The sequence below is a fragment of the Caballeronia sp. LZ065 genome (genome assembly GCF_031450975.1).
Lineage (GTDB): Bacteria > Pseudomonadota > Gammaproteobacteria > Burkholderiales > Burkholderiaceae > Caballeronia.
In genome coordinates, this window is record NZ_JARUXV010000004.1 from 868,103 (window position 1) to 881,095 (window position 12,993).

Consider the following 12,993-nt stretch of genomic DNA (forward strand, 5'->3'; position numbering starts at 1 on the left):
AGTCACCAGACAAAGGCGGGTATGACCCGCCTTTGTTGCATCTGCAAGGGCTGCCTGGAAGCTCAGCCGCCCAGCGTCTTCAACACGAGTTCATGCGAACGCCCGATCCACACCGCTGCGTCGCGATGATCCGCCAATGCGTCGCCGGTATTGGGATGCATGAAAACATCGAGCGCGCCGTGGTTGAGCGTCAGCCATTCGAGCATCGGCGCGAGCAGTTCGCCGCCGAAGGCGAGCTGGAACGACCATAGCGGATGCGGTCCGACCGGCCGCTCGTGGAAACGGCCCAGACGCAACCCGCCGCCCTGGAGCAGAGCGGAGAAATGCTCCTCGATGACAAGCCGGAGATGCCAGGCGGCATCGCGTGTGTGTGCATCGAAATAGACGTGGGCGTGCCAGTCGGTGATGCTGCGGATGTGCTTCGCGTCCATCGTTTCGTCCCTGCGCGGCGTCATGCGGAACGGCGATTCTATCCTCCGAGCCGTGTCCGCCTCGCGGACCGGCGGCCCTAGTATCGGCCGCTGCTGCTGCCTGTGGACGAACCCTGCGACATGCCGCTGCCATCGCTTTGACAGCCCGCGAGCAGACCGGCGAGCAAAGCGAGAACGATCGCGGCGATTCTGGTGCACTTCATGACACACCTCCAGACGAGTTGAAAAACGGGCGCGGCGCAGGGGCCGCTCCTTCATCAAACGCGCGACCCCGCCGCGATATTCCCCGTGCCCGCCGTGCGACAATTTCGCGCCGCGCATCCGCCGATGCGCGTCCAACCGAGCACACACGCGATGAAGCGCTACCAGGCCCTGGCCGACACGATGGCCGCCGAGATTCGTGCGGGCCGCTTGCCTGTCGGCGCGCGCCTGCCTTCGGTGCGGCATCTGACGACGCAATACGGCGTCGGCCAATCGACGGTGTTCCGCGCCTATTACCTGCTTGAGGAATGGGGACTCATCCGCGCTCGCGAGCGCTCGGGTTATTACGTCGCGCCGGGCGCGATGCTGGACGCGCCGCGCGCCGGCCACGTGCAGACGGTGCTGGCCGAACCCGCGCCGCTCGACGTCAGCAGCCTCGTGTTCTCCGTGCTCGACGCGCTCAAGCGTCCCGATGTCGCGCCGCTTGGCTCGGCGTTCCCCGCACCGCACCTGTTTCCGCTGGCGCGGCTCGCGAAGTCGCTCGCACACGCGGCGCGCAGCCTCGATCCGTGGAGCACGGTCGCCGACATGCCGCCGGGCAATGAAACGCTGCGGCAGCAGATTGCATTGCGGTACGTCGGCATGGGGATCGCGCAGCCGGTGGAGACGCTGATCGTGACGAATGGCGCGCTGGAGGCACTCACGCTCTGCCTGATGGCCGTGACGAAACCGGGCGACGTCGTCGCGATCGAATCGCCCTGCTTCTATGCCGCGCTTCAGGCGATCGAGCATCTGGGCCTGCAGGCGGTCGAGATTCCCGTCGATCCGGAAGCGGGACTGGATCTCGCCGTGCTTGCCGAAGCGCTCGACCGGCATCCGGTGCGCGCGTGCTGGTTCATGACGAATTTTCAGAACCCGACCGGCGTGACGCTGTCGGTCGCGAAGAAGCGCGCGCTGGTTGAACTGCTCACGCAGCATGACGTGCCGCTGATCGAAGACGATGTCTACGGCGAGCTGCATTTTGCGCAGGACCGGCCGCCGCCCGCGAAAGCATTCGATACCCAGGGCCTCGTGATGCACTGCGCCTCGTTCTCGAAGACGCTCGCGCCGGGCTACCGGCTCGGCTGGGTCGCGGCGGGCCGCTACGCGCAGGCGGTGCGCCGTCTCAAGCTGATGACGACGCTGTCGACCAGCATTCCGGTTCAGGCGGGCATCGCCGACTATTTGCAGCATGGCGGCTTTGACCGGCATCTGCGCAAGCTGCGCGGCGCCCTGCTCGCCCAGCGCGGCGCGATGGAAGCGGCCATTGCGCGATGCTTGCCGCCCGAGGTGTCGTTCGTGCGGCCGGAGGGCGGCTATTTTCTGTGGCTCAAGCTCGCGGAAGACGTCGATGCGATGCAATTGCACCGGCGCGGGCTGGAGCACGGCGTCAACGTGACGCCGGGACCGATCTTCTCCGCACGTCATGCACATGGCAATTACGTGCGGATCAACTTCGGGCATCCGTGGTCGGGGCAGATTGACGGGGCGGTGAAGAAGCTGGGGGAGTGGGTGCGGGGGGCGTTCTGAACGTCGTTCGCCCCATGCTAGACTGCTGTACATGCATACAGTACCCGAGCCCGCCTACACCGTTGCCGTTCGCGCGCTATGCGAATTCACGGCAAAGCAAGGCGATCTCGATCTGCGCTTCACGCCCGCACCGAGCGCGCAGGAAGGCATCGCGGGGCATCTGACCGTCACCGGACGGCGGCCCGCGGGTTATCAGAAGGAAATATCCCTCGCGGAAATGCACGGCCCGCTCAGCGTGCGCGGCCGCGCCGACGGCTACGATCCCGCGCTGAACCGGCTCGAAGAGATCAAGACCCATCGCGGCAAGCTCGATTCGATGCCAGCCAATCATCGTCACCTGCACTGGGCGCAGGCGCGCGTCTACGGACATCTGATGTGCCGCAAGCTCGGGCTTGCCGAAATCGAGATTGCGCTCGTGTACTTCGACATCGTCGATCAAACCGAAACCGTGCTGGTCGAGACCCAGACCGCGCCCGCGCTCGCCGCCCATTTCGACGCGCAATGCGAACGTTTCATCGCGTGGGCGCGGCAGGAAATAGCGCACGCAGCGGCCCGCAATCAAACGCTGGATTCGCTCAAATTTCCCCATGCCGATTTCCGGCCCGGCCAGCGCACGCTCGCGGAAGCGGTGTATCGCGCGGCCGTGTCGGGGAGGCGGCTCGTCGTGCAGGCGCCGACGGGGATCGGCAAGACGGTCGGCACGCTGTTTCCGCTGCTGAAGGCATGGCGCGGGCAGCAACTCGACAAGATCTTCTTTCTCACCGCCAAGAGCGCCGGCCGGCAACTCGCGCTCGACGCGCTGACCGCGCTCGCCGCGCGTCCGTTGCGCGTCGTCGAACTCGTTGCGCGCGACAAGGCCTGTGAGTATCCGGGCCGCGCCTGTCACGGCGAAGCATGTCCGCTCGCGCGCGGCTTCTACGATCGCCTGCCTGCCGCGCGCGCCGCCGCGCTCGACCGGGCGCTGCTCGACCGCGCGTCGATCGCCGACGTGGCGCGGGCGCACGAAGTGTGTCCGTACTATCTGAGCCAGGAGCTGGCGCGCTGGGGCGACGTGATCGTCGGCGACTACAACTATTACTTCGACACCAGCGCGATGCTCTTCGCGCTCGCGGAGGCGAACCGCTGGCGCGTCGCGGTGCTCGTCGACGAGGCGCATAACCTCGTCGAACGCGCGCGCGGAATGTATTCGGCGACACTCGATCAGCGCGCCTTCGACGCCATGCGCCGCGGCGCGCCTGCGTGGCTGAAGAAGCCGCTTGGTCGCGTCGCGCGCAGCTGGAACGAGACGACGCGCGCACAGCGCGAGGCCGATACTGACTACTTGGCCTACGCGCAGGCGCCTGCGAATCTGCTGGGCGCGCTGGCTCAGGCGGTCTCGCAGATGACCGAGATGCTCGCCGAACAGCCCGACAGCTTCACGCCCGAGATCCTCCGCTTCTATTTCGACGCCATTCACTTCGCGCGCATCGCGGAACGCTTCGGCGCGCATTCGATCTTCGATATCGCGCTGGAGCGCTCGCACGGCGGCAAGCATCCGGCCGTGCTGTGCCTGCGCAACGTGGTGCCCGGACCGCATCTCGCGCCGCGTTTCGCGCGCGCTCACAGCGTCGCGCTCTTCTCCGCGACGCTCACGCCCGCGCACTTCTACGCCGATACGCTCGGCCTGCCCGAAGCGTGCGTGCGCGTGGACGTCGAGTCGCCGTTCGACGCCACGCAGCTCGACGTGCGCGCCATCGCCGATGTCTCGACGCGTTATCGCGATCGCGCGGATTCCGTGGCGCGCATCGCCGATCTGATCGCGGCGCAGTTCCTCCGGGCCGAGGGCAACTACCTCAGCTTCTTCAGCAGCTTCGAGTATCTGGCGCAGGTAGCGACGGCGCTGATGCAACGTCATCCGTCGATTCCCTGCTGGCAGCAATCCCGCGCGATGAGCGAGGCAGAGCAGCACGCGTTTCTCGCGCGCTTCGTGCCGGACGGACGCGGCGTCGGCTTCGCGGTGCTGGGCGGGGCATTCGGCGAGGCCGTGGATCTGCCGGGCACGCGGCTGGTCGGCGCGTTCGTCGCGACGCTCGGCCTGCCGCAGTTGAATCCGGTCAACGAACAGATGCGGGCGCGCATGCACGAAGCCTTTGGCGAAGGCTACGCCTATACCTACCTGTTTCCGGGCTTGCAGAAAGTCGTGCAGGCGGCCGGGCGCGTGATCCGCGGCCCGCTCGATCGCGGCGTGCTCTATCTGATCGACGATCGCTTCGCACGCGCCGAGGTGCGGCGCCTCTTGCCCGCATGGTGGCAGGTAAAGGTGCTGCGGCATCGTGACCTCGCGCGGATCGACAGCGACCATTTAGACCCGCGCGATGCCGCCGTTAACTGATGCAATCGCGGGCATTTGCTTTGCTTCTCTTCGGCACCTCGGGGACCTACGTCATCCCTACCAGGCCGCAGAGCCCTTATCTGGAGAACCCCCCATGTCCACCGTTCATTCCCCGCGAATGCCGGACGCGCTCGACATGCTCGAAGCCGATCATCGTGCGCTCGAACAGTTGTTCGACGCCTTCGATCACGCCGGCGCCGCCGCGCCGGAACACAAGCAATCGCTGGTGCAGCGCGCGTGCGAACTGCTGACGATCCATGCGATCGTCGAAGAAGAACTGCTCTATCCGATGGCTCAGGATGCGCTCGCCGCACAGCGGAACATCGACGTCGACGAAGCGTATGTCGAGCATTTCCTGATGACTTCGCTGATCGATCGTCTGGTGTCACTGACGGCCGGCGACGACGGCTTCGACACCACCTTCAGGATGCTGAAGGAACATGCCGGGCGTCATGTCGCCGAAGAAGAAGCGACGCTCTTTCCCGAATTGCGCCGCATGCAACTCGATCTCGTCACGCTCGGCGCCCGGATGAGTGTGCGCCGGGACGCGCTGCGGGGGCGTATCGCCGAGACGGCCATGACGGCGCTGCCACACTGACCCATCCACGTCTTTGAATGGCGGCGCAAGGTCCGGAGTGTGTGACGCGCGCGTGGCGAGCACACTCACGCTTTTTCGGAGATTCAGCATGAACTTGCCTGTATCAACGGCGCCTGCGGTCAGCGAGCGCATCGACGCGCTCGACTGGGCCAGCCTCGAAGCAGAACTCGATGCGTTCGGCTCAGCGACGGCGCCCGGCCTGCTCGCGCGCGCGGAGTGCGAAGCGCTGGCCGCGCTGTACGATCGCGAAGACGGCTTTCGCAGCCGCGTCGTGATGGAGCGATACGGCTTCGGGCGCGGCGAATACAAGTATTTCGCGTATCCATTGCCCGATCAGATCAGCGATGTGCGCCGCGCCGTGTATCCGCATCTCGTGCCGGTGGCGAACCGGTGGAACGAGATCATGGGGATCGACACGCGCTATCCACGCGAACACGATGCGTTCATCGAGCGCTGCCATCGCGCCGGGCAGACGCGCCCTACGCCGCTGCTGCTGCGCTACGTGCCGGGCGACTACAACTGCCTGCACCAGGACCTGTACGGCGAGCACGTATTCCCGATCCAGATGGCCATTTTGCTCTCAGCGCCGCAACGCGATTTCACCGGCGGCGAGTTCGTGATGACCGAGCAGCGGCCGCGCATGCAATCACGCGCGGAAGTGGTGCCGCTCAGTCAGGGCGATGCGGTGCTGTTCGCTGTGCATCATCGGCCGGTTCAGGGAACGCGCGGGCCGTATCGGGTGAACCTCCGGCACGGCGTGAGCCGCCTGCGCTCGGGACGGCGGCATATGCTCGGGGTGATTTTTCATGATGCGAGTTGAGCGGGCTTCGTCCGCCTTTTCGCATTTCGCTTCGACACAAACGGAGCCGATTGTCTGAAAAACAACCGTCAGTCTGCCAACCATTCGCCATTGCTCGAAAATAGTCTGAAATTCTTGGACTCATTTCAGGTAGCAATCGCCCGATGCGCGCAAGTAACACGGTCCCGCCAGCCTTCCCAAACGACGGAGAGATGGTCGAAGTTCTCGACAAGGTCGCGGATCTGCGGGCTGCGGCAGCGCATCTATCGGCCGGTGCCGGTCCGGTACCGCGCGCCGTTCTGGCGCCGTTGCTCCGCGCGATGAATTCTTACTACACGAACAAGATCGAAGGACAGCAAACCTACCCGGCCGATCTCGAAGCGGCAATCGAACAGAACTTCTCCAAGGAGCACGAGACGCACCGGCGGCAACAGCTTGCCCTCGCTCACATGCGGCTGGAAACCGAACTGGAGCCGCTTGCCCGCCAGTTGTCATGGGCCGAGCAGTTCAGCCGCGACTGGATTGACGGTATCCATCAAAAACTCTACGAGCAATTGCCGGAACAGTCGCGTGTCATTCTCGACGCAAAGGGGCAAGCGCGCGGCGCGCTGGTCCCCGGAGCGCTGCGCGAAATCGACGTGACCGTAGGCGGACATCTCGCGCCTCCCGTTGCCTTACTGCCCGATCTGCTTCGTCACTTCGCTTTTCGATACGGCGTCGAACAGTATTCCGTCAGCAGGAAGATGGTCGCTGCCGGTGCGTCCCTGCATCGCCTGTCCTGGATTCATCCGTTTGCTGACGGCAACGGACGAGTCAGTCGCCTGCAAAACCACCTGCTGCTCGTTCACCTGGGCTTGACTGACGGTCTATGGTCGCCCATGCGAGGACTCGCCCGTCGACAGGACGATTACTACGCAGCACTCGGCGCGGCGGATCAGCGGCGTCGCAACGACACCGATGGCCGAGGCAACCTGAGTTCCAGCGGCTTGACGCATTTTTTGACTTTCTGGCTCGACGTTTGCATCGATCAGGTCAAGTTCATGTCCAGCCTGCTCGACTTTGCCACGCTGGAACAGCGATTCAACAGCCTGGCCTTGCAGGTCACGCATGATTTCGGCCGCAACATGTCGCACTCGCGCGCTGCCATTCAACCTGAGCAGCTAGGCCGCGCGCTTTACCGTCTGTTCCAGATTGGACGGCTCGAGCGTGGGGAATTCAAGGCGCTGTTGGGCTCGGCCGATCGCACTGCATCGCGGGCCATCGCGCAACTGCTTGACCTGCGGCTGGTGAAGACCACCAGCCGGGTCGGCTCCATCGAGCCCGCGCTGCCGTTTTTCAGCCTGCGCTTCCTGTTTCCAGGGCTTTGGCCCGAGAGTGAAAGCGTCCCTCTACCGAATGTTCCCACGGTCGAAGCACGCAAGCCTGAATGACCATTGCGGTCACGTCATGCTGAGTCAGAATCCAGGCCCGCCCTACTCATTCTCTTCAAAGTAGTGCCCAAAGCGCGCCTGCTTGGTCTTGATATAGCGCTCGTTCTCCTCACGCATCGGAATCGCCAGCGCGACGCGTTCGCATACAGGAATATCGTGCTTGAGCAGCGTGTCGAATTTCGACGGGTTATTGCTCATCAAGCGCACGGACTTCACCTTCATCGCGCGCAGGATGGCGGCGGCGGAGTCGTATTCGCGGGCGTCGTCCGGAAGACCGAGATGTAGGTTCGCATCGACAGTGTCGAGTCCCTGTTCCTGCAGCGCATACGCGCGAATCTTGTTGGCCAGTCCAATGCCACGCCCCTCATGCCCGCGTAGATAAAGCAGGATGCCGCGGCTTTCGGCGGCGATGTAGCGCAGCGCGAGATCCAGCTGCTCGCCGCAGTCACATCGATACGAGCCGAACACGTCGCCGGTCACGCATTCGGAATGCAGCCGGGTCAGCACGGAATCGTCGTTGCTCACGTCGCCCATGACGAAGGCGATGTGCTCGACGTTCGTATGCTTCACGCGATACACGTAGGAACCGAAGGTGCCGTAGCGGGTGGGAATGGTGGCGGTGGCGACGAGTTCGACATCCGCGCACGCGTCGCACTCGCCGAAACGGGGTTGGGGATCCTGCACGTCCTGCGAGGGAGAAGCGGTTTTCATAGTCAATCAGCAAGTCCACGACGCCCGGTCAGACACAACGCGCCAGCCGGGGTTGCCATGGTAAAGCCCATCAGGAAAGTTTGCTGATTGTCTCATGAGGTGCACCGTCTCCCGCACTAATCCGTACGAACGTTCCGACGCACGAAACACCCTCCACGCCCGCCCGGCCTCAGGCGGGCGCGTCGAACGTGCCGGGGCTCGCGTCGGTGGCGCGCCAGTCGGGCTTGCGCAGCGGGTCCGCCTGCTGCAGCCCAGCCCGCACGCCGGCGGCGTCAAGATCGGCGGTATAGACGGGCGTGGCCGGCTGCTGGCGCCAGGACTCGTCGATCGTTCCCGCATCCACCGCATCGAAGCCCATCTCTTCCACCAGCCGCATGACGAGCGTTTTCGCCTGGGCATCGTCGCCCGCAACCGGCAGCGCGATGCGCCCCGCCGCGCCCGCCGGCTTGCCGCGATTGCGCAGATGCTCCGCATAGATGTTGTTGAACGCCTTCACCACCGGTCGGCCAATCTGCTGCTCGACCCAGCGGCTCTCCGTCAGCCCTTGTTCAATCCCGTCGATACGTCCGTCACGCTGCCGCGGATAGTAATTGCCCGTATCGATGACCACGACACCTGCCGGCACGCCCGCGAACAAGTCTTTCGGCAGATTCGGCACCTTGGCTTCCGGAATCGTCACCACGATGACTTCAGCGCCCGCTACCGTGTCACGCGCCTCGGAGGCCGTCGCGCCGGTCTCGCGCGCCACGTCGGCCAGTGTCGCGGGGCCGCGCGAATTGGCGATGCGCACGTCGTGCCCCTTCTCGCTCCAGCGCAGCGCCAGTACCGCCCCGATATTCCCCGCCCCGATGATGCCGATTTTCATGACGCCTCCTTGAATAAATTGACAATGTAAAAAGCTGCTAAAAAGGAACCGCGGACGATGCGCGCAATCAGAATGCCGGATGCGGAAAAACGTCCAATATCGGCCCGATAGGCTCACCCTATCTCGACAATAAAATCAATCCACTTCGCAGCGACGATAGCTTTACTGTATAGTTCAGTGACTTCTTCAACACCACTCCAAAAGGAAACTGGTAATGCCCATCATCAACAGCCAAGTCAAGCCGTTCAAAGCAACCGCCTACCACAATGGCGATTTCACGACCGTCACCGAAGAAGACCTGAAGGGCAAGTGGTCGGTGTTCGTCTTCTACCCGGCGGACTTTACGTTCGTGTGCCCGACCGAACTGGGCGACCTGGCAGACCGCTACGCAGAGTTCAAGAAGCTCGGCGTGGAAATCTACTCGGTGTCGACCGACACGCATTTCACGCACAAGGCATGGCACGACACGTCGGACACGATCAAGAAGATCGAGTATCCGATGATCGCCGATCCGACGCTGGCCATCTCGCGCGCGTTCGACGTGCTGATCGAAGAAGAAGGCCTGGCGCTGCGCGGCACGTTCGTGATCAACCCGGAAGGCGAGATCAAGCTGTGCGAAGTGCACGACAACGGTATCGGCCGCGACGCTGGCGAACTGCTCCGCAAGGTTCAGGCTGCCCAATACATCGCCAAGAACCCGGGTCAAGTGTGCCCCGCCAAGTGGACGCCGGGCGCTGAAACGCTGACCCCGTCGCTCGACCTGATCGGCAAGATCTAAGACCCGCGCCTCTAGCGAGTCGAATGGGACGCACCGCGCGCAAGCGGCGCGTCCAGCAATACCCCAACGCTTACGCTGCGGCGCTGAAAACTTCAGCGCCGTATCGAAGCACGCCTGTACCAGTCACGGAACGGACCTCGCCATGCTCGACGCCAACCTCAAGAATCAGTTGAAAGCCTATTTGGAAAAGGTCACCCGGCCGATCGAACTCGTCGCCTTCCTCGACGACGGCGACAAGTCGCGCGAGCTGAAAGGCCTGCTCGACGACATCGCCTCGCTGTCCTCGCGGATCAGCGTCGTCCAGAAAGATGATGCGGACGCACGCCGGCCGTCGTTCACCATCGGCGAACCCGGCAAGCCCGCGGGCATCCAGTTCGCCGGCATCCCGATGGGCCACGAATTCACGTCGCTCGTGCTGGCGCTGTTGCAGACCGGCGGCCATCCGATGAAGCTCGACGACACGACCGTCGAACAGATCCGCAATCTCGATGGCGACTTCGCGTTCGAAACGTATTTCTCGCTGACGTGCCAGAACTGCCCGGAGGTCGTGCAGGCGCTGAACATGATGGCGCTCATCAATCCGCGCATCAAGCACGTGGCCATCGACGGCGCGCTCTTTCAGAAGGAAGTGGAAGACCGTCAGGTCATGGCCGTGCCGACGATGTTCCTCAACGGCACAAGCTTCGGCTCGGGCCGCAGCGGCGTGAAGGAAATCCTCGCCAAGCTCGACACCGACGCGCCTGCCCGCGCCGCGAAGGAAATGGAAAACAAGCCGGTGTTCGACGTGCTGATCGTCGGCGGCGGCCCTGCTGGCGCGGCGGCCGCGATCTACGCGGCGCGCAAGGGCATTGCAACGGGCGTCGTCGCGGAACGCTTCGGCGGCCAGACGCTGGACACGATGGCCATCGAAAACTTCGTCTCGGTGAAGGAAACCGAAGGACCGAAGTTCGCCACCGCGCTCGAACAGCACGTCAAGAGCCACGAAGTCGACGTGATGGACGTGCAGCGCGCCGACAAGCTCGTGCCGGGCCGCATCAACGAGATCCATCTCGCGAGCGGCGCGGTGCTGAAGGCGAAGACCGTGATTCTCTCGACCGGCGCGCGCTGGCGCGAAATCAACGTGCCGGGCGAGCGCGAGTATCGCGGCCGCGGCGTGGCCTACTGCCCGCATTGCGACGGCCCGCTCTTCAAGGGCAAGCGCGTCGCGGTGATCGGCGGCGGCAACTCGGGCGTGGAAGCGGCCATCGACCTCGCGGGTCTGGTCGCGGCGGTGACGCTGATCGAGTTCGGCACCGAGCTGCGCGCCGACGCCGTGTTGCAGAAGAAGCTGCGGAGCCTGTCGAACGTGACCATCGTGACGAACGCGCAAACCACGGAAATATTCGGCGACGGCAAGAAGGTCAACGCGCTGGCCTACACGGACCGCGCGTCGGGCGACAGCCATCGCGTGGAACTGGAAGGCGTGTTCGTGCAGATCGGCCTGGTGCCGAACACCGAGTGGCTCAAGGGCACGGTGGAGCTGTCGAAGCACGGCGAGATCGTCGTCGATGCGAAGGGCGCGACCTCGCTGCCGGGCGTGTTCGCCGCCGGCGACGTCACCACGGTGCCGTACAAGCAGATCGTGATCGCGGTCGGCGAAGGCGCGAAGGCATCGCTCTCCGCGTTCGACCATCTGATCCGCTCGTCGGTGGACGATGAAGCCGTGGTCGAAGAAGCCGTGACGGCGTAATGCTCGCGGCCCGCATGCCTCGCATGCGTGCCGTTGTCACGAAGATTGGAAGCGAACGGGGCAACCCGTTCGCTTTTTTGCATTGAGGCTTGAATTCAGGAGGCCGCGTTCTTCGGCGGCTTCGGTTTGAGCACCAGCGGAAACGTCACCTCGAACACGCTGCCGCGACCTTTCGCCGAGTCGAAACGCAACTCGCCATCGAGCGCCCGCGACAGTTCCTTGACGATCGCCAGGCCGAGTCCCGCGCCGGGAATGTCGTCATCGGCGGCGCGCTCGAACTCCTCGAACACACGCTCCTGATCGTCCGGGCCAATGCCGACGCCCGTGTCCGCGACCAGCAGCTTCCAGCGCTCGCCCGGCACGGCGGTCATGGAGAACACGATCTCCCCCGCCGACGTGTATTTGATCGCGTTCGACAGCAGATTCAGCGCGACCTGCTTCACCTTCAGGCGGTTCGACGTCACCGCGCCGAGTTCGGCATCGAGCTGGCCGATGAGCTTGAGCCCCTTCGCCTCGGTGGACACGCGGCAGGACTGCATCAGTTCGTCGAACAGGCCGACGGGATCGAACGGCTCCACCGTCAGCAGCGAATCGTCGCCGAGAACCTTCGAGTATTCGACCATTTCGTCGACGAGCGTCGCCATGTCGGCGACTTGCCGGTTCGCGAGTCCGAGCGCCGTGTCGCGCTTCGCCGGGGAACGCGATGCCAGCTGCAGCGCCGTGGAGAACACATTGAGAAAATTGCGCAAGTCATGCGCGACGCGGCGCGTCACCTGCATACGCGTTTCATACAGTTCGCTGATGAGCTTCTGCCTGAGCGTCAGCTCATAGTTGGCGCGTTCGAGCATGCCGGTATATTCGTCGAGCTTGCGGTCGCGCTCGCCCACCGCCTCGCGGATCGATGCCAGCGTGACGAAGCTCACCACTTCGTCGGTCATCAGGCGCGCGTGCTCTTCGTCGGCGCGCGAGAAATCGTCATGGGTGGTCGCGTAGTCGCCGATCGCGAGCAGCAACACCTGGCGGAACAGATCGAGTTCGCGCACCAGCTCGTCGACCCGATAGCCCTGCTGCCAGCGCCATTGCCCATGCTGGCGCGCATTGCGTTCGATGGCGCCTTCCTGGTCGCGCATGTTACGCGATTCCAGCACGATGCAGATTTCGTTGAAGATGTCCGGCAGATGATCCGCGAGCTGCCGGTAGGTGAGCTGGTCGGAGTGCTCGACTTCCTGATCGCCGAACACGAGCTTCATCCATTGCTCGGTAAGCGTCTGCTGCTGTGCGCGCAGCGCGGCCACGAGGCCGTTCGAGCTGCCGACTGACGTGTCGCTCATCTGCCGATTTCCGTTTTGAGGGCGCCGCATGAAGCCGCGCAAGGTGGCCTTGATTTACAGTCGAAAGCACTGCGCCGGTGCGGCTTGCCTGTCATCGCCGGCCGCCCGCGAACGCCACGCCAGTATAGGACGATGCCTGTTCGCGAAGGGGTAATCCCGAGCGATAACGTGAGCTTTACG

Annotated in this window: 12 protein-coding genes; 7 read left to right on the forward strand and 5 right to left on the reverse strand. The window is 64.1% G+C overall.

Annotated features, from left to right (window positions below; genetic code table 11):
- Positions 1–62: 62 nt before the first annotated feature.
- Together QCE63_RS30545 and QCE63_RS30550 are read right to left on the reverse strand one after the other, a co-directional pair.
- Positions 63–431, reverse strand: coding sequence for a DOPA 4,5-dioxygenase family protein (locus tag QCE63_RS30545; RefSeq protein ID WP_309838249.1), 369 nt, complete (start codon positions 429–431; stop codon positions 63–65).
- Positions 432–508: 77 nt separating this feature from the next.
- On the reverse strand, positions 509–634 hold the full coding sequence (locus QCE63_RS30550) for a hypothetical protein (RefSeq protein WP_309838250.1): 126 nt from the start codon (positions 632–634) through the stop codon (positions 509–511).
- A gap of 151 nt (positions 635–785) precedes the next feature.
- Between QCE63_RS30550 and QCE63_RS30555 the strand changes: the two genes are divergently transcribed.
- From QCE63_RS30555 to QCE63_RS30575, 5 genes are all read left to right on the forward strand, one after another.
- A complete protein-coding gene (locus tag QCE63_RS30555; RefSeq protein ID WP_309838251.1) occupies positions 786–2,201 on the forward strand; it encodes a PLP-dependent aminotransferase family protein in 1,416 nt (471 codons plus the stop codon).
- Positions 2,202–2,232: 31 nt separating this feature from the next.
- Complete coding sequence (locus QCE63_RS30560) at positions 2,233–4,572, forward strand: ATP-dependent DNA helicase (protein WP_309838252.1); 2,340 nt, start codon at positions 2,233–2,235, stop codon at positions 4,570–4,572.
- Positions 4,573–4,666: 94 nt separating this feature from the next.
- Positions 4,667–5,170, forward strand: coding sequence for a hemerythrin domain-containing protein (locus QCE63_RS30565; RefSeq protein ID WP_309838253.1), 504 nt, complete (start codon positions 4,667–4,669; stop codon positions 5,168–5,170).
- An 88-nt stretch (positions 5,171–5,258) separates the two neighbouring features.
- Positions 5,259–5,990, forward strand: coding sequence for a 2OG-Fe(II) oxygenase (locus QCE63_RS30570; protein ID WP_309838254.1), 732 nt, complete (start codon positions 5,259–5,261; stop codon positions 5,988–5,990).
- A gap of 191 nt (positions 5,991–6,181) precedes the next feature.
- Entirely contained in the window at positions 6,182–7,399 is a 1,218-nt protein-coding gene (locus QCE63_RS30575; RefSeq protein WP_309838255.1) for a Fic family protein, read from the forward strand.
- Between the two features lie 42 nt (positions 7,400–7,441).
- Here the strand turns inward: QCE63_RS30575 and ribA are convergent, their stop codons facing one another.
- Complete coding sequence (gene ribA, locus QCE63_RS30580) at positions 7,442–8,110, reverse strand: GTP cyclohydrolase II (protein ID WP_309838256.1); 669 nt, start codon at positions 8,108–8,110, stop codon at positions 7,442–7,444.
- 169 nt (positions 8,111–8,279) lie between these two features.
- Positions 8,280–9,092: an NADPH-dependent F420 reductase gene (locus QCE63_RS30585; RefSeq protein WP_404990210.1), complete on the reverse strand. Its 813-nt coding sequence runs from the start codon at positions 9,090–9,092 to the stop codon at positions 8,280–8,282.
- Positions 9,093–9,189: 97 nt separating this feature from the next.
- Between QCE63_RS30585 and ahpC the strand changes: the two genes are divergently transcribed.
- Together ahpC and ahpF are read left to right on the forward strand one after the other, a co-directional pair.
- The gene (gene ahpC, locus QCE63_RS30590) at positions 9,190–9,753 is read left to right on the forward strand and encodes an alkyl hydroperoxide reductase subunit C (RefSeq protein ID WP_309838259.1); all 564 of its coding nucleotides are present in this window, start codon (positions 9,190–9,192) and stop codon (positions 9,751–9,753) included.
- Positions 9,754–9,895: 142 nt separating this feature from the next.
- Complete coding sequence (ahpF, locus tag QCE63_RS30595) at positions 9,896–11,482, forward strand: alkyl hydroperoxide reductase subunit F (RefSeq protein WP_309838261.1); 1,587 nt, start codon at positions 9,896–9,898, stop codon at positions 11,480–11,482.
- Between the two features lie 95 nt (positions 11,483–11,577).
- On the opposite strand, the gene QCE63_RS30600 is transcribed toward ahpF, so the two are convergent.
- Positions 11,578–12,813, reverse strand: coding sequence for a HAMP domain-containing sensor histidine kinase (locus QCE63_RS30600; RefSeq protein ID WP_309838262.1), 1,236 nt, complete (start codon positions 12,811–12,813; stop codon positions 11,578–11,580).
- Between the last annotated feature and the right edge of the window lie 180 nt (positions 12,814–12,993).

Bases quoted from the DNA above. Each gene is read 5' to 3' on its own strand.
- QCE63_RS30545 (WP_309838249.1), bottom strand. From the start codon at position 431: ATGGACGCGAAGCACATCCGCAGCATCACCGACTGGCACGCCCACGTC.
- QCE63_RS30550 (WP_309838250.1), bottom strand. From the start codon at position 634: ATGAAGTGCACCAGAATCGCCGCGATCGTTCTCGCTTTGCTCGCCGGT.
- QCE63_RS30555 (WP_309838251.1), top strand. From the start codon at position 786: ATGAAGCGCTACCAGGCCCTGGCCGACACGATGGCCGCCGAGATTCGT.
- QCE63_RS30560 (WP_309838252.1), top strand. From the start codon at position 2,233: ATGCATACAGTACCCGAGCCCGCCTACACCGTTGCCGTTCGCGCGCTA.
- QCE63_RS30565 (WP_309838253.1), top strand. From the start codon at position 4,667: ATGTCCACCGTTCATTCCCCGCGAATGCCGGACGCGCTCGACATGCTC.
- QCE63_RS30570 (WP_309838254.1), top strand. From the start codon at position 5,259: ATGAACTTGCCTGTATCAACGGCGCCTGCGGTCAGCGAGCGCATCGAC.
- QCE63_RS30575 (WP_309838255.1), top strand. From the start codon at position 6,182: ATGGTCGAAGTTCTCGACAAGGTCGCGGATCTGCGGGCTGCGGCAGCG.
- ribA (WP_309838256.1), bottom strand. From the start codon at position 8,110: ATGAAAACCGCTTCTCCCTCGCAGGACGTGCAGGATCCCCAACCCCGT.
- ahpC (WP_309838259.1), top strand. From the start codon at position 9,190: ATGCCCATCATCAACAGCCAAGTCAAGCCGTTCAAAGCAACCGCCTAC.
- ahpF (WP_309838261.1), top strand. From the start codon at position 9,896: ATGCTCGACGCCAACCTCAAGAATCAGTTGAAAGCCTATTTGGAAAAG.
- QCE63_RS30600 (WP_309838262.1), bottom strand. From the start codon at position 12,813: ATGAGCGACACGTCAGTCGGCAGCTCGAACGGCCTCGTGGCCGCGCTG.